Raw genomic sequence first — 16,846 nt, forward strand, 5'->3', positions numbered from 1 at the left:
GTAGCGCCTTGCTTACCCGCCCTGTAAAACACGTCGGCTGGAAAATACGCAGGCCGGATAAGCCAGGCGCCATCCGGCATTCGGTTCGACAACAGGACAATACTCATGGCATACACCACTTTTTCACAGACGAAAAACAACCAGCTTGCTGAACCTATGTTCTTTGGCCAGCCGGTGAACGTGGCTCGCTACGATCAGCAAAAATATGACATCTTCGAAAAGCTGATTGAAAAGCAGCTCTCCTTCTTCTGGCGTCCGGAAGAAGTAGACGTTTCCCGCGATCGCATCGACTACCAGGCGCTGCCGGAGCATGAAAAGCACATTTTCATCAGCAACCTCAAGTACCAGACGCTGCTCGACTCCATCCAGGGCCGCAGCCCGAACGTTGCCCTGCTGCCGCTGATTTCTATTCCGGAGCTGGAAACCTGGGTGGAAACCTGGGCGTTTTCCGAAACGATCCACTCGCGCTCCTATACGCATATCATCCGCAACATCGTCAACGACCCGGCGATCGTGTTTGACGATATCGTGACCAACGAAGAGATCCTCAAGCGCGCCAAAGATATCTCCGGCTACTACGACGATCTTATTGAGATGACCAGCTACTGGCATCTGCTGGGCGAAGGCACGCATAGCGTTAACGGCAAAACCGTCACCGTTAACCTGCGCGCGCTGAAAAAGCAGCTTTATCTGTGCCTGATGAGCGTTAACGCGCTGGAAGCCATCCGCTTCTACGTAAGCTTTGCCTGCTCTTTCGCCTTCGCCGAGCGCGAGCTGATGGAAGGCAACGCCAAAATCATCAGGCTGATCGCCCGCGACGAAGCGCTGCATCTGACCGGCACCCAGCATATGCTGAACCTGATGCGCTCCGGTGAAGACGACCCGGAAATGGCGGAAATCGCCATTGAATGCCGTCAGCAGTGCTACGACCTGTTCGTGCTGGCGGCCGAGCAGGAGAAAGAATGGGCAAGCTACCTGTTCCGCGACGGCTCGATGATTGGCCTGAATAAAGACATCCTGTGCCAGTATGTGGACTACATCACCAACATCCGCATGCAGGCCGTCGGCCTCGACCTGCCGTTTAAAACCCGTTCTAACCCTATCCCGTGGATCAACGCGTGGCTGGTGTCGGACAACGTGCAGGTGGCTCCGCAGGAAGTTGAGGTAAGCTCTTACCTGGTCGGCCAGATTGATTCCAATATCGACGCTGACGATCTGAGCAACTTCCAGCTGTAGGTTATGAGCCGGATTACGCTGCGCATCACCGGCGCACAGCTAATGTGCCAGGAAGAGCACCCTTCCCTGCTGGCGGCGCTGGAACACCACCAGGTCGCCGTCGAATACCAGTGCAGAGAGGGCTACTGCGGCTCCTGCCGTACGCGGCTGGTGGCAGGCGAGGTCAGGTGGCTTACCGAACCGCTTGCCTTTATCCAGCCCGGTGAGATTCTGCCCTGCTGCTGCCAGGCGCAGGGCGATATCGAAATTGAGATGTAAAAAGGGCCGCTAAGCGGCCCTTTTATTTGCCTACTGCTGTAAGAACTGCACGCCCTTATCCGGAAAATCCGTAAAGACTCCGTCGACGCCAGCCTTGTTGTACAGCACGTCAAACAGCTGATTTACGTCGCTTACGTACTCCGGCAGGGCATCCGCGCGCACGGTGTAAGGATGCACGCTCAGGCGGCTGGCGTGCGCCTCGTTAACCATACCGGTCAGCTTAACCTTGCCTTTTACCGAGCCGCCGGCGACCAGCATATGATAGTCAGGCCCTATTGCGTCCGCATACTGGGCAATCTGGCGCATGGCGCCGGGTTTAAACATCCAGTCATAGCTGTAGTTAACCCATTTGCCGTCCGCCCTTAGCTCCTGCGTTTCATTCCAGTCGCTGTAGGCGATAAGCTGAACCAGCTTCAGGTCCATACCCAGCGCCGGCTCCAGCTGCGTTTTGATGCGCTTAAGCTCAGCGGCGTCAAAGCATTGCAGATAGATCTTATCGTCCTTGCCGGTATAGCCGTACTCTTTAAGCACCGCCAGCGTTTTGGCCGCGATATCCTTCCCTTCCTGATGATGGAACCATGGCGCTTTGATTTCCGGATAGAGGCCGATATTTTTTCCCGTCGAGCGGTTCAGCCCCTGAACGAACTCAATCTCCTCTTCAAAGGTATGCACCCGGAAAGCGGATTTGCCCATCGGGAAGCGGCCCGGAAACGTCTGCACCGCTTTTCCCGCGACGATATCGAAACCCTCGGTAAAGGCCAGGGTCTTGATTTCGTCCAGCGTAAAGTCGATGGCATAGTAGCGACCGTCCTTACGCGCCCGCTCCGGGAAGCGTCGGGCCACGTCCGTCACGCGATCGAGATAGTGGTCATGCAGCACCACCAGCCTGTCGTCTTTGGTCATCACCAGATCCTGCTCCAGATAATCCGCCCCCTGCGCGTAGGCCATCGCCTTTGCCGGCAGGCTATGTTCCGGCAGATAGCCGCTGGCACCCCGATGGGCGATGACAATTTTATCCTGCGCCTGTGCCGCCGCGCAGATGAGCGTGCCCAACAGCACGCTCAGAACCTGTTTCACCACGGGTTTCATCCCTGCTCCTTAGCTATTTTTCGTCAGCCGGTCGCGGTGGTGCTTCTTCTCGCCCACCATCACCACCAGCAGCAGGACCACCGCCAGCACGCTGCCGCCGATCATCACCATAAAGCCGCCGTCCCAGCCGAAGAAGTCCACGGTGTAACCCACGATGGCGCTCGCCGCAACCGAACCGCCCAGGTAGCCAAACAGCCCGGTAAAGCCGGCGGCCGTTCCCGCAGCCTTCTTCGGCGCCAGCTCAAGGGCGTGCAGGCCGATAAGCATCACCGGCCCGTAGATCAGAAAGCCGATAATAATCATGCATGCCATGTCCACGCCCGGGTTGCCCGGCGGGTTAAGCCAGTAAACCACCGTCGCGATGGTAACCAGCACCATAAAGAACACGCCCGTCGCGCCGCGGTTGCCGCGGAATACTTTGTCCGACATCCAGCCGCACAGCAGCGTGCCGGGAATGCCGGCGTACTCGTAAAGGAAGTAGGCCCAGGAAGATTTATCCAGCGCGAAGTGTTTCACCTCTTTGAGATAGGTCGGCGACCAGTCGAGGATGCCGTAACGCAGCAGATAAACGAAGACGTTGGCGATGGCGATGTACCACAGCAGGCGGTTCGGGAAAACATACTGCATGAAAATCTGTCTGGCCGTCAGCTCCTCTTCCGCCGTTTCGCTGTAGTCGTCCGGGTAATCGTTTTTGTACTCTTCGATGGGCGGCAGGCCGCAGGACTGCGGCGTATCGCGCATCAGGCCAAAAGCGATCAGCGCCACCAGAATGGCCGCGAAAGCCGGCATATACAGCGCGGCATGCCAGTCGTTGAACCACGCCATCCCCAGCAGGAACAGCAACGGTGGAATGCCGCCGCCGACGTTATGGGCGCAGTTCCAGATAGAGACGATGCCTCCGCGCTCCTTCTGCGACCACCAGTGCACCATGGTGCGACCGCACGGCGGCCATCCCATGCCCTGGAACCAGCCGCATAAAAACAGCAGCACGAACATCACCGCGATGCTGGAGGTCGCCCAGGGAACAAACCCCATAAACAGCATGACGGCGGCGGCCAGGATAAGCCCTGCGGGCAGGAAGACCCGCGGGTTAGAGCGGTCGGAAACGGACCCCATAATAAACTTGGAAAAACCGTAGGCGACAGAGATCCCCGAGAGGGCAAAACCCAGGTCGCCGCGCGAGAAGCCCTGCTCCACCAGATACGGCATCGCAAGGGTGAAGTTTTTACGCACCAGGTAATAGGCCGCGTAACCGAAGAAAATACCCATGAATATTTGCCAGCGCAGGCGTCGATAGGTGGGATCGATGTGCTCCGTCTTCAGCCGTGGCTGATGCGCTGCGGGTTTGAAAATACTTAGCATTAATGCCTCCGTGGCCGTTTTTTGTTAAGCAATGTTCTTTTGCGAGCGCATGTTAATAATTATCGCCTGCGTTTAGTGTGAAATATCGCACAACGCGTTACATTTTTATTACAAATTAGCGAAATGGTGCATGGCATCACATTTAGCTTTCGATTTATGCTCGCATCTGCTCGATATAAAACATTTAACTTTGCGTGGTCGCCTGGCGATGGGAAAGGTTATTCAGGAAGAAAAGCAGCGGTGAAGAAGGGAGAAACCGCAAGCGCCGGGCTGGATACCCAACGCTAAATCAGCGAGCACCCGGTTGCCTTGCCGGGCCGGGCGCTCGCCTGAGGTTTAAATCTCAATGGCCTCGACCACGTTGATCCAGCCGTGTTCGGCGGCCAAGTCACGGCCGTTGAGCCAGCGGCGCAGCATATTGAGCGCCATCATGGCGCATACTTCCTGACGGGTACGCAAATCGTGGCGGTTAACGTTGAATTTCACGCATAAGCCGTGCGTGCCGCCGGGAGTATGCAACGCGAAATTGAGGCGGTCTTCATTCAGCGAGCCGACTACCAGCGCCAGATCGCACCCCGCCTGCGCGGCCAGATCTTTCGCCCGGCGGGCCGTCTGCGGCAGCGATTCAGACATGGGCGGCAAAACGCTGCAGCTGCCAAGCGGCGCCTGCGCGCCGGAAAGCTGCAGGCAAAGCAGGCCCGAGGTGAAAATCTCGCTGATGGCAAGGGTCAGCCCTTTGGCCTGCAGACGTTCCGCAAGCTGCGCGGGCAGGCCCTGGGTTCCCTCAAAGATGAGGCTTTCGCCCGCGACGCGCTGCACCTGCGGCCAGACGGCTTCCATCTCTTTGCGCAGGCTCGCGGGCCCGGTGAGCTTCAGCTCAATGATGGGCATTGACGAGCGGTAGCCCATCACCGCGCCCGCAGGCAGCACAAGGGGATCGAGACTTTCGGCCAGCTCGCTTTCCGAGCGCCCGAAGGTGGTCAGACGCAGGCAGACCGGCGGCTCGGGCAGCGTGAAGCGTTCGCGCAGGCGGGGCATGATTTGTTTATCCACCATCACCTTAAATTCGGACGGCACGCCGGGGGTGAAAAACATCAGGCAGCGGTTTAAGCGCATGGCGAAACCGCAGGCGGTGCCGACCGGATTATCCACCATTTCGCTGTTCGCCGGGATGAGCGCCTGCTTGCGGTTGCTCGGAGCCATTACGCGCCCGCGTTCGGAGAAAAACTGCTCCATATGAGCAAGCCACTCTGTATGCTCCACCAGCTCAACGCCCGCCGCACGCGCGGCGGCCAGCGCGCTCAGATCGTCGCTGGTTGGCCCAAGGCCGCCGTTGACGATAAGAATATCGGCCTGCTCGCTGCGCTCTTTGAGCACCGCGATTAAATCTTCAAGGCTGTCGCCCACCGTATTGCGGCGCGACATCGGCAGACCCTGGTTAAAAAGGTAGTCGGCAAGCCAGGCTGCATTGGTATCAATGATTTGCCCGTACAGCACTTCGTCGCCGGTAGAGAGCATTTCCACTTTTATCATCGTTTTACTCCGCGGGAAGATAACGATTCACTATAACCTAAGCGCGGGGAGATGAGCGGGGAAATGAAGCTGGCCGCGGCAGGACGCCGCGGCAAGGTAAAGCTTAGAAACGCGCGCTGACGCCAACGTATGGGCCATCGGCAACGGCGTTGTCGCGCTCGCCGTCTTTGCCGTCAAGACCGATATAGCGGTAGCCCGCTTCGATGCTAATCGGACGCACGATGCTCAGACGCGCGCCCGCGCTGGCTTCCTGGTAGTTTTTCACGCCGCTTGAGAGGGAGTCCGGCGAGTAGTAGTAATCGCCAAATACGGTGAAGCTATCGGTAATTGGCCAGCTTAAACCGCCGCCCACGGCAACCGCATACCCTTCATCGCCATCCTTTGGATTAAGGTAAATCCCTTTGCCGCCGACGGTGCCCATAAACGGCCCCAGCGGCACATTCAGGCCTAAGCCCAGCCCGACGATATCGCCGTCGTCATCGTTATGGGCATAGTTGCCGGTCATCGCAATGCCGCTTGATTCCGTACCAAAACCTACGCCGACGTTGGTGTATTTTTCACCCGCTTCGCCGCTGATGCTAATAGCGCTGGCGCTGGCGGAAACCAGCGCTAAGCCGGCGATGCCGGCCATAAGTAATTTATTCATTCCTTGGATCCTGAACTAAAGAAAAGGGCTACCCCAAAAAAACGCCGATTGTACAGGCAGGCAACCTGTAATCAATGCGTTAAAAAAGGCTCGGCATAGTTTGTTTGTAAGAAATTGAAAATGAACACCGTTAGCGTGACAGGATCAAGGAATAACAGCGATAGAAAGTGCCACATTGTCTCCAGGGGGGCACTTGCTGAAGAATAATCAGCAGTTTTAAACACGCAGTGATACCCCATTTTTCTTCTTCAAGGAGACTACAATGAGCAAAAAAGGATTAACTACCGCGGCCGGAGCCCCCGTTGCGCATAACAACAATGTCGCAACCGCAGGCCCGCGTGGCCCGATGCTGTTACAGGACGTCTGGTTTCTCGAAAAGCTGGCGCACTTCGATCGTGAAGTGATCCCCGAGCGCCGTATGCACGCCAAAGGCTCAGGCGCTTTCGGCACCTTCACCGTGACCCATGATATTACTCAGTACAGCCGGGCGAAGCTGTTTTCGGATATCGGCAAGAAAACCGACATTTTTATTCGTTTCTCAACCGTCGCCGGCGAGCGCGGCGCGGCCGACGCGGAACGCGATATCCGCGGCTTCTCCATCAAATTCTACACCGAAGAAGGCAACTGGGATTTAGTAGGCAACAACACGCCCGTGTTTTATCTGCGTGACCCGCTGAAATTCCCGGACCTGAACCACGTGGTTAAACGCGACCCGCGCACCAACCTGCGCAACAACACCTACAAATGGGACTTCTTCTCCCATCTGCCTGAAGCGCTGCACCAGCTGACCATCGACTTCAGCGACCGCGGCCTGCCGCGCTCCTACCGTCATATCCACGGCTTTGGCAGCCACACCTTCAGCTTTATCAACTATGAAAACCAGCGCTTTTGGGTGAAATTCCATCTGAAAACCCAGCAGGAAATCGCCAACCTGATGGATGACGAAGCGGCGGGCATTATTGCCAACGACCGCGAAAGCTCCCAGCGCGATCTGTTTAATGCTATCGAAAGCGGCGATTTCCCACGCTGGAAATTCTATATTCAGGTTATGCCGGAAGCGGAAGCCTCGAATACGCCTTACAACCCCTTTGACCTGACCAAAGTCTGGCCGCACGGCGACTATCCGCTGATCGAAGTGGGCGAACTGGAGCTCAACCGCAACCCGGACAACTACTTTGCGGAAGTTGAGCAGGTGGCGATGACGCCGGCAAACGTGGTGCCGGGGATCGGTTTCTCGCCGGACCGTATGCTGCAGGGCCGTCTGTTTTCCTACGGCGACGCGCACCGCTACCGTTTAGGCGTCAACCATCATCAGATCCCGGTTAACGCGCCGAAATGCCCGTTCCATAACTACCATCGCGACGGCGCGATGCGTATTGACGGCAACAGCGGCAACGGACCGACCTATGAGCCAAACAGCTTTAACGTCTTCCAGGAGCAGCCCGACTACAGCGAACCGCCGCTGAGCCTTGAAGGCGCGGCCGACAGCTGGAATCATCGCGAAGATACCGACTACTTCAGCCAGCCGCGTGCGCTGTATAACCTGCTGAGCGAAGAAGAGCACCAGCGTATGTTTGTGCGTATCGCCGGCGATATGAAAGACGTGCCGGCGTTCATTCAGGAACGGCAGATTAGCCTGTTCAGCGAGGTTCACCCGGACTATGGCGCGGGCGTAGCCAACGCGCTGAAAGCGATAAAAGAAGCGCAGTAACAGTCGCGGGGAGTCAGCTCCCCGCCACCCACTCCTGCACGGCCTTGCGTGAGATCTTAATCCCGCCCTGCCTTACCGCATCAGGCAAAGGCAGCCAGCGAACGGGCTGCTGAAAACGAGCCAGTTTCCCCTGCACCCAGCTTTCAAGCGAGGCCAGCTCAAACTTATCGTCGGCCTCCACGACCGCAACGGGACGCTGGCCAAATTCGGCATCTTCCGTCGGGACGACAAACGCCTGCTTCACCGCCGGGTGGGCCACCAGCACGCTTTCGATTTCCTCAGGCTGGATGCCCTCGCCGCCGCTGAAGAACTGGTTATCAAGACGCCCGATGATGGTTAAGCGCCGGCCGTTTAAAACGCCCCGGTCCCGGGTGCTGAACCAGCCATACTCGTTAAGCAGCGGCACCAGTTTGCCCTGCTGCCAGTAGCCGCTGGCAAGGCTGCTGGCGCGGATCCACACCTCTTCGTCGACGACTTTGACTTCCCTGCCGGGCAGCGCTTCCCCAACGTCCGCTAAGCCATCGGCGCGCTTGGCGCATACCGTTGACGCCAGCTCGGTTAAGCCGTAGCCGCACCAGCAGTTTATTCCACGCGCCAGGGCACGCCCGGTTAATTCAACCGGGATCGCCGCGCCGCCAAGCAGCACCTCGCGCAGGGTCAGCGGCTGAGATTGCTCAAGCAAACGCCATAGCTGGGTCGGCACCAGCGAAGCATGGGTGCAGCCCTCAAGCGCCTCGCTAAGGGAGTGCAGATCGCGCACCGCCATGCATCCGCCGGCAAGCAGCCAGCGCCACAAAATCCCCTGCCCCGAAACGTGATAAAGCGGCAGCGACAGAAGCCAGCTGTCGTCCTGCCCGTAACGCATCGCGGATAAAACGCCCGCGGCGCTGGCAAGATGCGCTTCGGCCGTATGCACCGCAGCCTTGGGCAAACCGCTGGAGCCGGAGGTTAAGGTCATCGACACAAGCCGCTGCGGCTGCCAGTCCACCTGCCGGGCCTCGCCCTCAATAACCCGCAACGAGCTATAGCCGGGAATAGCAGACGCAGAGCCTGACGTCAGAGCATGATGAACGGTTAACCCCGGCAGCAGCCGGGCAAGCAGGCTATCCGGCAGTTGGGGATTTAGCGGCAGGACGCGGGCACCGCACTGCAGCAGCGCCAGCCAGCACAGCACCACCTCTTCGCTGTTCTTTGCCCGCAGCGCAACACCCTGTCCTTCGCGAACGCCCTGCCGCCAGAATCCGTCGGCAAGCGCGTCTACACGCCGGCAGAGCCCTTGCCAGTCGAGCGTTTTATCCGCCAGTTTTAAAGCCGGCGCCCCGCCCCGGATAGTCGCCCAGTGCTGCCAGGGCCAGTGTTTAAAAATCATAATCAGTACTCACCCTACCTGCTCAAGCTGGTCAACGTCCCGGCAGGGCAAAGGGCTGTTCGGCCACCTGCGAACCAGCTGGCTTTGCATTAACGAAAGCGTATCCAGACCCGGAACGGTGCCCGGCGTAAGCCATGCGGCAATACGCGCCAGCTGGGTCAGGCCAAGGCTGGACTCGATGGACGAGCTGATCACCGCCGTTAAGCCCAGCGCATGCGCCGTTTCCACCTGTTCGCGCACCTTCGCCAGGCTGCCGGTAAGCGTTGGCTTAATCACGACCGCGCTTAAACCCGGTTCCGCCGCAAAGGCAAAATCGCTCTCGCGCAGGCTTTCATCCCAGGCAATGGCGATCCCCGTTTCCTGCGCGAAGGCGCGGGACTGCTCGCGGGTTTTGCACGGCTCCTCGATAAAGGCGATGCGCGGGCGCAGCTGCGGATTAACATATCTGGCGAACTGCTGCGCCTTAAGCGGCGTCCAGCCCCGGTTGGCATCCAGCCGCAAACGCAGATCGGGGACGGCCTCCAGCAGCAGGTTTACCACCATGCCGTCGCGCACGGCTTCGTACAGGCCGACCTTCACCTTCGCCACTTTCTCGCCGGGAATGGCTTCGAGCATGGCAAAGAGTTCGTCAGGATCGCCCGTGCATAGCGGGGCGGCGCGGTAATCGGCCTCCGTCGGCAGCGCTCCGCTCATCTCCGCCAGCGCGCAGCTAAGGCCAAAGGCGACGGACGGCATGTCAGGCAGCCCGGCGTCGCGGCCGGCTTGCCAGGCCGCGAGCCATTCCCGCACCGCACGCTGCGCGTCATCCAGCGTTTCTTGGCTAAATCCCGGCAGGGGGGAGATTTCTCCCCAGCCTTCTTTATCGCCCTGCTTCAGACGCACCAGCAGCCCGTCACGGGTTTTCAGGCGCCGCTCGCGCAGCACCACGCCTGCATCCATCGGCACCTGAAAGCGCCACAGCCCCGCGCTGCGCATTACGGATTCCGTTTAAATTTGCTGAAGTCAGGCTGGCGCTTCTGGTTAAACGCGTTGCGTCCTTCCTGGCCTTCTTCGGTCATATAGAACAGCATGGTGGCGTTGCCCGCCAGCTCCTGCAGGCCCGCCTGGCCGTCGCAGTCGGCGTTCAGCGCGGCCTTCAGGCAGCGCAGCGCCATCGGGCTGTTTTGCAGCATTTCACGGCACCAGCGCACGGTCTCTTTTTCCAGCCCGGCGACTGGCACAACGGTGTTCACCAGGCCCATATCCAGCGCTTCTTGCGCGTTGTACTGGCGGCAGAGGAACCAGATTTCACGCGCCTTTTTCTGACCGACGATGCGGGCCATATAAGAGGCGCCCCAGCCGCCGTCAAAGGAGCCGACCTTCGGGCCGGTCTGGCCAAAGATGGCGTTTTCCGCCGCGATGGTGAGGTCACACATCATATGCAGCACGTGGCCGCCGCCGATGGAGTAGCCGGCAACCATCGCCACAACAGGTTTCGGGCAGGTGCGGATCTGGCGCTGGAAGTCCAGCACGTTCAGATGATGCGTGCCGCTCGCATCCTGATAGCCGCCGTAGTCGCCGCGCACTTTCTGGTCGCCGCCGGAGCAGAAGGCCTTCTCGCCTTCGCCGGTCAGAATAATGACGCCGACGCTGTCGTCATAGCGAGCGTCGGCCAGCGCGTTGATCATCTCTTTAACGGTCAGCGGACGAAAAGCGTTACGCACTTCCGGACGGTTAATGGTGATTTTAGCGATGCCGTCCGCAGATTTGTGATAGCGGATATCGGTGTAACCTTCCGAGCAGTCCTGCCACTCAACCGGGGCGTAAAGCATTTGTTCATCGGGATAAATCATGGTGTGTCCTCAACAGTTGACGCAATAGACAGCAGGCAGGAGCGAAACGCCGCGGGATTTTCCCTGTGCGCGTTATGCCCGGCTGCGGGAATAAGATGTGGTGTCAGGTGCAGGCTTTCCGCTATGCGGCGGAATTTGTCATCCCGCTCACCACAAATGTAGTGAAAAGGAACGCGCAGCTTGCGCAGACAGGCCTGCAGATCGGGCTGCACGCCTGCCGAAGTAGCCTCCAGCATCCTGGCGAGCGCTGCGGGATTATTGTGGCCGCGCAGCGCAATTAGCGCTTCCCGCTGCGCATGGGTCAGCGAGCTGAAAACCGGCTGCTGATACCAGGCCGTCAAAACGTCAGTGAGCGGTTCACGCAGGAAACGCTGCGCCCAGCCGCGGTCCGCCGCCTGGCGTTTTTTGCGCGCCTCGCAATCGGCGAGTCCCGGATTGCCGCCTTCGACAATCAGCCCACGCAAGCCGGCGTTATTTTCCTGACAGGCGTGATACATCGCCACGCGCCCGCCGAGCGAGTAGCCCACCAGCAGGTAGTTAAGTATGTTGTAACTAAGGAGCGTATTGCGCAGCAGGGCGTCGACGGCGGAAAATCCATCCACCGCGATATCGACCGAACCGCCGTGCCCGGGCAGATCCACGCGCAGCTGCGGCCAGTCGGCAAAGGCTTCCTGAAACTCGGCCCACTCCTGCTCACGGCCCAAAAAGCCGTGCAGCCATACCAGGCACGGTAAATCAGCCCGTCGGCCAGCCGTGGCTACGGCGTGCAGAATCATGCCTGGCTTACCTCTGCCAGCAGGTTTTGCAGCGTTTGCGCGCCGTCCGTTTCCGGCACGGTGATCTCAATGACGGTGGGCCTGCGGCCAGGACCATGCCCGGTTCATCACTTCCTGCAGCTCGCTCCAGGAGCCGGGATGGTAATAAGTCAGGCTGAACATCGCCGCCGCGTGGGCGAAATTCACATCCTGCGGCATACAGTAGAAGCGTTCGCGCTCCGGCGCAGGGGTTGGCAGCAGCGAGAAAATCTGCCCGCCGTTGTTATTGACGATAAGCAGTACAAAAGGCGCGGAAACCTGGCGCAGCAGGGCTAAAGAGTTCATGTCATACAGGGCGGAAAGATCGCCAACGACCGCAAGCGTAGGGCGGGCGGTGGCGCGCTGCACGCCGGCGGAAGTGGATAGCAGGCCGTCAATGCCGCTCGCCCCGCGGTTGCTGTATACCGGATAACCCGCAGGCAGCTGCGCAAAAGCATCAATAAGCCGCACCACCAGGCTGTTGCCGACAAACAGCTGCCCCGCTTCCGGCAGCAGCTCGGGCAGGCGGGCCGCCACCTGCGCTTCGCCGAATTCAGCGGTGCCGAGGGCGACGGCATCCTGCGCAAGACGCGCCAGCGGCGCCAGTTTTTCCGCCCAGCCCGGACGTGTTTCAGCAGGATGCAGCTCCAGCCAGTCGGTGATGTCGCACGACAAACGGCGGCCGCGATGGTTAGCGGGATCGAGCCTGCCCGGCAGCGGATCGACCAGCCAGTACTCCTCAGGCGCGCAGGTCGCCTGCCATTGCAATACGCGTTTGCCCGTCAGGCTGCTGCCGAACTGGACGATAATCTGCGCGCGCGCCAGCTCCTCCGTGGCCTGGCTATTGCCCAGCCAGAGATCGGCGCAGGGCAAGGGCTGCCCGGTTTGCGAAAGCACGTCGCCTATCAGCGGCCAGCCAAGCATTTTCGCCCATGCCGCGACGCGCTCGCCCTCTTCCGCGCTCATGCGCCCGGCGACGACCACGCCGCGTTTCTGCCGCCAGAAAAACCAGTCGCGCTGTTTGACGATTTCGCGGCCGTAAATTTCCCGCAGCCAGGGTTTTTCGCTCTGCCACCAGTCGCCCAGCTCTTTCTGCCAGCCAAGCCCGGTGTCGTCCGGCGCGCCGTAAAGCGGCTCCGCAAAGGGACAGTTAATATGCACGCCGCCGCTGACCTGCTGGCCCAGAGCGCTGTCGATGGTGGAAACCAGCCAGCGCGCGGAGATGTCCTGCGTCGGGCGCGGCAGGTTCACGCTAATGCCCGGGTGCGAGCTAAAAATACCCGGCTGGCGAATTGCCTGGTTTGCTCCGCAGTCGATAAGCTCCGGCGGGCGGTCCGCCGTCAGCAGGATAAGCTTTTCTCCGGTCAGGGCCGGCTTCAATCAGCGCGGGATAGAGGTTAGCCACCGCCGTACCGGAGGTAACGATCGCCGCCACGGGCTGGCCGCTGGCCTTCGCCAGGCCTAATGCGAGATGCCCTAAGCCACGCTCGTCAAAATGGGTATGGCAGATAAAAGCCGAATTCCCGGCCGCCGTTAAGGTCAGCGGCGTTGAGCGCGAGCCTGGCGCAATGCAGACGTGGCGCACGCCGTGGCGGGTGAGCGCTTCGAGGATCACCTGCGCCCAACGGCGGTTAAAGGAGCTTATCGACATGTTCAAGTCCTGAGTCAATTTTGCTGACTCATTATAATTATTGCTGGAATGAATATTTTGATATGAACCGGTAATGTGTCATTCAGAAAGCTGATTTGGTCAGCAAGGTGCGTAAACCGGCCGCCTTATTCTCTATTTCCTGCCACTCCTGAAGCGCGTCCGAACCTGCGACAATGCCCGCCCCGGCGTACAGTCTGACCGTGGCGCCGGTAATTTTCGCCGAACGCAGGGCGACGCAGAACTCCGTTTGATGACGGGAGAGATATCCCGCCGAACCCGCATACCATTCACGCTCGAACGGTTCAAACTCACTAATGAATGCTTTCGCCCGCTCGCGCGGCAGGCCCGCTACCGCCGCCGTAGGCTGCAGCTGCTCAAGACACACGGCGTCGTCCGCCTTGAGCAGTTCGGTCCAGATACAGCGGCGCAGGTGCTGCACTTTACGCAGGCGAACCACCTGCGCAGGCAGTACGTCCAGCACTCCTACCCTCTGCTGCAGGCGCTGGCAGATATCTTCCACAACCAGCATATTTTCGCGCTGATTTTTATCATCTTTAAGCAGCCACTGGCCTAAAGACCAAGCGTGATGGTCCTCAACGTGGTTCGCGACGGTGCCGGCCAGCGCTTCGGTTCGCAACGCGGAATCTATGCGGCGCCATAGCCTTTCCGGGCTGGAGCCAAGAAAGGCGCTTTGCGCAGTGAAGGCCATCAGAAAGTGGTAGCAGTTGAAATTTACGCGGCGGCTGGCCGCCATAAAGCCCGCGGCGGAAACCGGCGTGGAAAAGTGCAGATCGGTGGCGCGCGCCAGCACGACCTTTTCCAGATCGCCGCGGCCAATCGAGTCTGTAGCCTTGCCGATCAGCTCGTGCCACTCGTCCTGCCCCGGCTGGTGATGCTCGCTCAGGCACTGGAGATGAAGGGGGAGTAAAGGCTTAGCCGGGAGAATTTGGTCAAGAAAGGCCGCGGCTTTGCGCGCGTCTTCTTTTAAGGACGTTTCGCTGCACAGATGAAGCCACAGGCAGGCCTCTCCCCCTTTGCGCCGCCATTCAAGACGCGAAAGAAAGAGAAAACCCTGCGCCGGGTCGAAGGCATTGAGCCCCCAGATACGCAGCGAAGGCGTTTGCGGATACTTATCCAGGAAGGCCTGCGCGTCGGCCAGAGCGTCGAACTGGCGCACGGCGCCGAGCGCGGCGACCTCATCGTCGCCATTTCTTTGCTGCCAGTAAAACTGTGGATAAAGCTGCTGGCAGGACAGCCAGGCAAGCGGGTCGCAGGCGTCGCTGAGGTTGAGGTCAACGCACAGGCGATGAAGGCCGGGTTCGTCCGCGAATTCTTCTGTCAGCGCAAGCCTGAGCTGTTGCAGTGCGACGATAACTGAACTCACGTTTACCTCACCTTCCCCGGAAAGCCCTGGATTATACGTGGTCATGGCCATAAAAAAAAATCCCACCCAATGGGTAAGATTTCATTTTATCTGGCGCACCCGGCACGGTGCGCCAGCCTTGCCCTAGCGTCGGGCCAGCAGCAGCCCGAACACCAGCCCTACGGCGGCGCCTACGCCAATCCCCTGCCAGGGTTTTTCGTGGACGTAATCGTCGGCCCGGTAAACGGCTTGTTTAGCGCGGTAGTAATAGGTATCGGAAGCGTTGCTGACGCGCGCTTTTACATCGTTAAGCGCCTGTTCAGCACGTTCTTTAAGCTCAATATACTTTTGATCCGCCGGGTCGCCGGAAGAACGCAGGACTTCCTCAAGCGTTTCGCTAAGCAAGGTCAGATCATCATCAAGACGAGATTCATACGGTTGCATTCTTATTCTCCGTGTTATTTCCACAAAAGGAAGGAAATTTGCTCGTCCGCTAACTATAGACAATAACTGTCCTTTTCGCCTGTTTATGCGTTAACGGTTCGCCATGCCGATGTGCGCAATGCCGTCTTCATCATAGATTTCGGTAACCGGCTTAAAACCAAAGCGCGCATAGAACGCCTGCAGATGCGCCTGCGCCCCGAGGTAAATCGAGCTGTCGGGCCAGTGCTGCCGGCATGAGGCCATCGCCTGCTCCATCAGTTTATACCCCAGCTTTTCGCCGCGAACGCTCGCATCGACGATTACGCGGCCGATCACAACCGGCTCCAGCCCGCTGGCGCTTTTCAGAATTCTGGCATAGGCCACCAGCCTGCCGTCGCGCCAGCCGAGGATGTGACGGTTCTCACCGACTAAATCGTCGCCGTCGAGATCCTGATAAGGACAGTTTTGCTCCACCACAAAGACCGCGTTGCGCAGCGCCAGCACGGTGTATAAAGAAGGGACATCAAGTTCGGAGTGATGCAGGTCCTGCCAGTGGGTCATTTTGCGCTCCTGATTGCGGCGTTAAGGATGGCTTATACTAAAGGTTTTTTAGCACTTGCCGGAGCAAAAGGAAGCAATGGAGCTAACTTTTTTAGGTACCTCAGCGGGCGTGCCTTGCAAAACGCGTAACGTCAGCGCGATAGTTTTTAACCCCATGAATAATCAGCCTCACCTTTGGCTGTTTGACTGCGGCGAAGGCACGCAGCACCAGATGCTGAGCACCGCGTTCAACCCCGGTAAATTCAGCAAGATTTTCATCACCCATCTGCACGGCGACCATATTTTTGGCCTGCCGGGCCTGCTGTGCAGCCGTTCCATGGCGGGTATCGATGCGCCTTTGACGATTTATGGCCCGCGGGGCATAGGCCGCTTTACGGAAATGGCTTTGCAGCTTAGCGGCTCCTGGACGGCCTTCCCCCTGGAGATAAAAGAGATCGGCGAAGGCGAAGTTTTTTGCGATGACGAGTTTCGCGTCACCGCCTTCCCGCTGGCCCATCCGGTTGAATGCTATGGCTATCGTATTGAGCAACACGACAAGCCCGGCGCGCTTGACGCGTCGCGGCTGATGGCGCAGGGCGTGCGTCCGGGGCCGATTTTTCAGCGCCTCAAGCGCGGCGAGACGGTCTCCCTTGAGGATGGACGCGTGCTGAACGGTGAGGATTATCTGGGCGTTCCCCAAACGGGGAAAAAGTTAGCCATCTTCGGCGATACCGGCCCGACGCCCGCCGGGCTTGCGCTGGCGAAGGGCGTGGACGTCATGGTGCACGAAGCGACGCTTGAAGCCGCGATGGAAGAAAAGGCCAACGGCCGCGGCCACTCCACCTCCGTACAGGCCGCGGCGCTGGCGAAAGCCGCAGGCGTCGGCAGGCTGGTAATAACCCATTTCAGCTCCCGCTACGACCAGACGGGCTGCGAAGCCTTACTTAACGAATGCAGGAATATTTTTCCGCCGACCGTTGCGGCTGAAGATTTCCTCACCGTTAAAATCTGAGCATAAAAAAACCGCCGGCGGGCGGCG

Annotated in this window: 15 protein-coding genes and 1 pseudogene; 4 read left to right on the forward strand and 12 right to left on the reverse strand. The window is 59.2% G+C overall.

The window, feature by feature from the left end:
• Positions 1-105 precede the first annotated feature (105 nt).
• The gene (gene nrdB, locus WLO32_RS14145; protein ID WP_435945684.1) at positions 106-1,236 is read left to right on the forward strand and encodes a class Ia ribonucleoside-diphosphate reductase subunit beta; all 1,131 of its coding nucleotides are present in this window, start codon (positions 106-108) and stop codon (positions 1,234-1,236) included.
• Positions 1,237-1,239: 3 nt separating this feature from the next.
• Positions 1,240-1,494, forward strand: a complete 255-nt coding sequence (gene yfaE, locus WLO32_RS14150) for a class I ribonucleotide reductase maintenance protein YfaE (protein WP_435945685.1) — start codon at positions 1,240-1,242, stop codon at positions 1,492-1,494.
• 30 nt (positions 1,495-1,524) lie between these two features.
• On the opposite strand, the gene glpQ is transcribed toward yfaE, so the two are convergent.
• The 4 genes from glpQ to WLO32_RS14170 all read right to left on the reverse strand — a co-directional run bounded on the left by glpQ (position 1,525) and on the right by WLO32_RS14170 (position 6,124).
• Complete coding sequence (gene glpQ / locus WLO32_RS14155) at positions 1,525-2,583, reverse strand: glycerophosphodiester phosphodiesterase (protein ID WP_435945686.1); 1,059 nt, start codon at positions 2,581-2,583, stop codon at positions 1,525-1,527.
• Positions 2,584-2,592: 9 nt separating this feature from the next.
• Positions 2,593-3,945 carry a glycerol-3-phosphate transporter gene (gene glpT / locus WLO32_RS14160; RefSeq protein WP_435945687.1) on the reverse strand — a complete coding sequence of 451 codons (1,353 nt, stop codon included), beginning with the start codon at positions 3,943-3,945 and terminating at the stop codon, positions 2,593-2,595.
• Positions 3,946-4,281: 336 nt separating this feature from the next.
• Positions 4,282-5,478: a nicotinamide mononucleotide deamidase-related protein YfaY gene (locus WLO32_RS14165; RefSeq protein ID WP_435945688.1), complete on the reverse strand. Its 1,197-nt coding sequence runs from the start codon at positions 5,476-5,478 to the stop codon at positions 4,282-4,284.
• 103 nt (positions 5,479-5,581) lie between these two features.
• The gene (locus tag WLO32_RS14170; protein ID WP_435945689.1) at positions 5,582-6,124 is read right to left on the reverse strand and encodes a YfaZ family outer membrane protein; all 543 of its coding nucleotides are present in this window, start codon (positions 6,122-6,124) and stop codon (positions 5,582-5,584) included.
• A 262-nt stretch (positions 6,125-6,386) separates the two neighbouring features.
• Here WLO32_RS14170 and WLO32_RS14175 point away from each other — a divergent pair, with 262 nt between their 5' ends.
• Positions 6,387-7,835 (forward strand): catalase, encoded by a 1,449-nt coding sequence (locus tag WLO32_RS14175; protein WP_435945690.1) that lies wholly within the window; start codon positions 6,387-6,389, stop codon positions 7,833-7,835.
• Positions 7,836-7,848: 13 nt separating this feature from the next.
• Here WLO32_RS14175 and menE read toward each other — a convergent pair whose 3' ends face one another.
• The 8 genes and pseudogenes from menE to WLO32_RS14215 all read right to left on the reverse strand — a co-directional run bounded on the left by menE (position 7,849) and on the right by WLO32_RS14215 (position 15,828).
• Positions 7,849-9,204, reverse strand: coding sequence for an o-succinylbenzoate--CoA ligase (gene menE, locus WLO32_RS14180; RefSeq protein WP_435945691.1), 1,356 nt, complete (start codon positions 9,202-9,204; stop codon positions 7,849-7,851).
• Positions 9,205-9,213: 9 nt separating this feature from the next.
• Complete coding sequence (gene menC / locus WLO32_RS14185) at positions 9,214-10,179, reverse strand: o-succinylbenzoate synthase (RefSeq protein ID WP_435945692.1); 966 nt, start codon at positions 10,177-10,179, stop codon at positions 9,214-9,216.
• Positions 10,179-11,036, reverse strand: a complete 858-nt coding sequence (menB, locus tag WLO32_RS14190; RefSeq protein ID WP_435945693.1) for a 1,4-dihydroxy-2-naphthoyl-CoA synthase — start codon at positions 11,034-11,036, stop codon at positions 10,179-10,181. Before menB ends, menC begins: the two co-directional genes overlap by 1 nt.
• Entirely contained in the window at positions 11,033-11,812 is a 780-nt protein-coding gene (gene menH / locus WLO32_RS14195) for a 2-succinyl-6-hydroxy-2,4-cyclohexadiene-1-carboxylate synthase (protein ID WP_435945694.1), read from the reverse strand. Before menH ends, menB begins: the two co-directional genes overlap by 4 nt.
• Positions 11,809-13,481: pseudogene (menD, locus tag WLO32_RS14200) on the reverse strand (2-succinyl-5-enolpyruvyl-6-hydroxy-3-cyclohexene-1-carboxylic-acid synthase). Before menD ends, menH begins: the two are co-directional and overlap by 4 nt.
• Positions 13,482-13,563: 82 nt before the next feature.
• On the reverse strand, positions 13,564-14,865 hold the full coding sequence (menF, locus tag WLO32_RS14205) for an isochorismate synthase MenF (RefSeq protein WP_435945695.1): 1,302 nt from the start codon (positions 14,863-14,865) through the stop codon (positions 13,564-13,566).
• 123 nt (positions 14,866-14,988) lie between these two features.
• Entirely contained in the window at positions 14,989-15,288 is a 300-nt protein-coding gene (gene elaB / locus WLO32_RS14210; protein WP_435945696.1) for a stress response protein ElaB, read from the reverse strand.
• Between the two features lie 90 nt (positions 15,289-15,378).
• Complete coding sequence (locus WLO32_RS14215; RefSeq protein ID WP_435945697.1) at positions 15,379-15,828, reverse strand: GNAT family N-acetyltransferase; 450 nt, start codon at positions 15,826-15,828, stop codon at positions 15,379-15,381.
• Between the two features lie 76 nt (positions 15,829-15,904).
• Between WLO32_RS14215 and rnz the strand changes: the two genes are divergently transcribed.
• Positions 15,905-16,819: a ribonuclease Z gene (gene rnz / locus WLO32_RS14220; protein WP_435945698.1), complete on the forward strand. Its 915-nt coding sequence runs from the start codon at positions 15,905-15,907 to the stop codon at positions 16,817-16,819.
• Positions 16,820-16,846 lie beyond the last annotated feature (27 nt).

Origin of the sequence: Dryocola mayonis (assembly GCF_051307045.1) — a bacterium.
Lineage (GTDB): Bacteria > Pseudomonadota > Gammaproteobacteria > Enterobacterales > Enterobacteriaceae > Dryocola.

What these genes read in the sequence shown, in the direction of transcription:
- nrdB (WP_435945684.1), top strand. Translation starts at nt 106, where the DNA reads ATGGCATACACCACTTTTTCACAGACGAAAAACAACCAGCTTGCTGAA.
- yfaE (WP_435945685.1), top strand. Translation starts at nt 1,240, where the DNA reads ATGAGCCGGATTACGCTGCGCATCACCGGCGCACAGCTAATGTGCCAG.
- glpQ (WP_435945686.1), bottom strand. Translation starts at nt 2,583, where the DNA reads ATGAAACCCGTGGTGAAACAGGTTCTGAGCGTGCTGTTGGGCACGCTC.
- glpT (WP_435945687.1), bottom strand. Translation starts at nt 3,945, where the DNA reads ATGCTAAGTATTTTCAAACCCGCAGCGCATCAGCCACGGCTGAAGACG.
- WLO32_RS14165 (WP_435945688.1), bottom strand. Translation starts at nt 5,478, where the DNA reads ATGATAAAAGTGGAAATGCTCTCTACCGGCGACGAAGTGCTGTACGGG.
- WLO32_RS14170 (WP_435945689.1), bottom strand. Translation starts at nt 6,124, where the DNA reads ATGAATAAATTACTTATGGCCGGCATCGCCGGCTTAGCGCTGGTTTCC.
- WLO32_RS14175 (WP_435945690.1), top strand. Translation starts at nt 6,387, where the DNA reads ATGAGCAAAAAAGGATTAACTACCGCGGCCGGAGCCCCCGTTGCGCAT.
- menE (WP_435945691.1), bottom strand. Translation starts at nt 9,204, where the DNA reads ATGATTTTTAAACACTGGCCCTGGCAGCACTGGGCGACTATCCGGGGC.
- menC (WP_435945692.1), bottom strand. Translation starts at nt 10,179, where the DNA reads ATGCGCAGCGCGGGGCTGTGGCGCTTTCAGGTGCCGATGGATGCAGGC.
- menB (WP_435945693.1), bottom strand. Translation starts at nt 11,036, where the DNA reads ATGATTTATCCCGATGAACAAATGCTTTACGCCCCGGTTGAGTGGCAG.
- menH (WP_435945694.1), bottom strand. Translation starts at nt 11,812, where the DNA reads ATGATTCTGCACGCCGTAGCCACGGCTGGCCGACGGGCTGATTTACCG.
- elaB (WP_435945696.1), bottom strand. Translation starts at nt 15,288, where the DNA reads ATGCAACCGTATGAATCTCGTCTTGATGATGATCTGACCTTGCTTAGC.
- WLO32_RS14215 (WP_435945697.1), bottom strand. Translation starts at nt 15,828, where the DNA reads ATGACCCACTGGCAGGACCTGCATCACTCCGAACTTGATGTCCCTTCT.
- rnz (WP_435945698.1), top strand. Translation starts at nt 15,905, where the DNA reads ATGGAGCTAACTTTTTTAGGTACCTCAGCGGGCGTGCCTTGCAAAACG.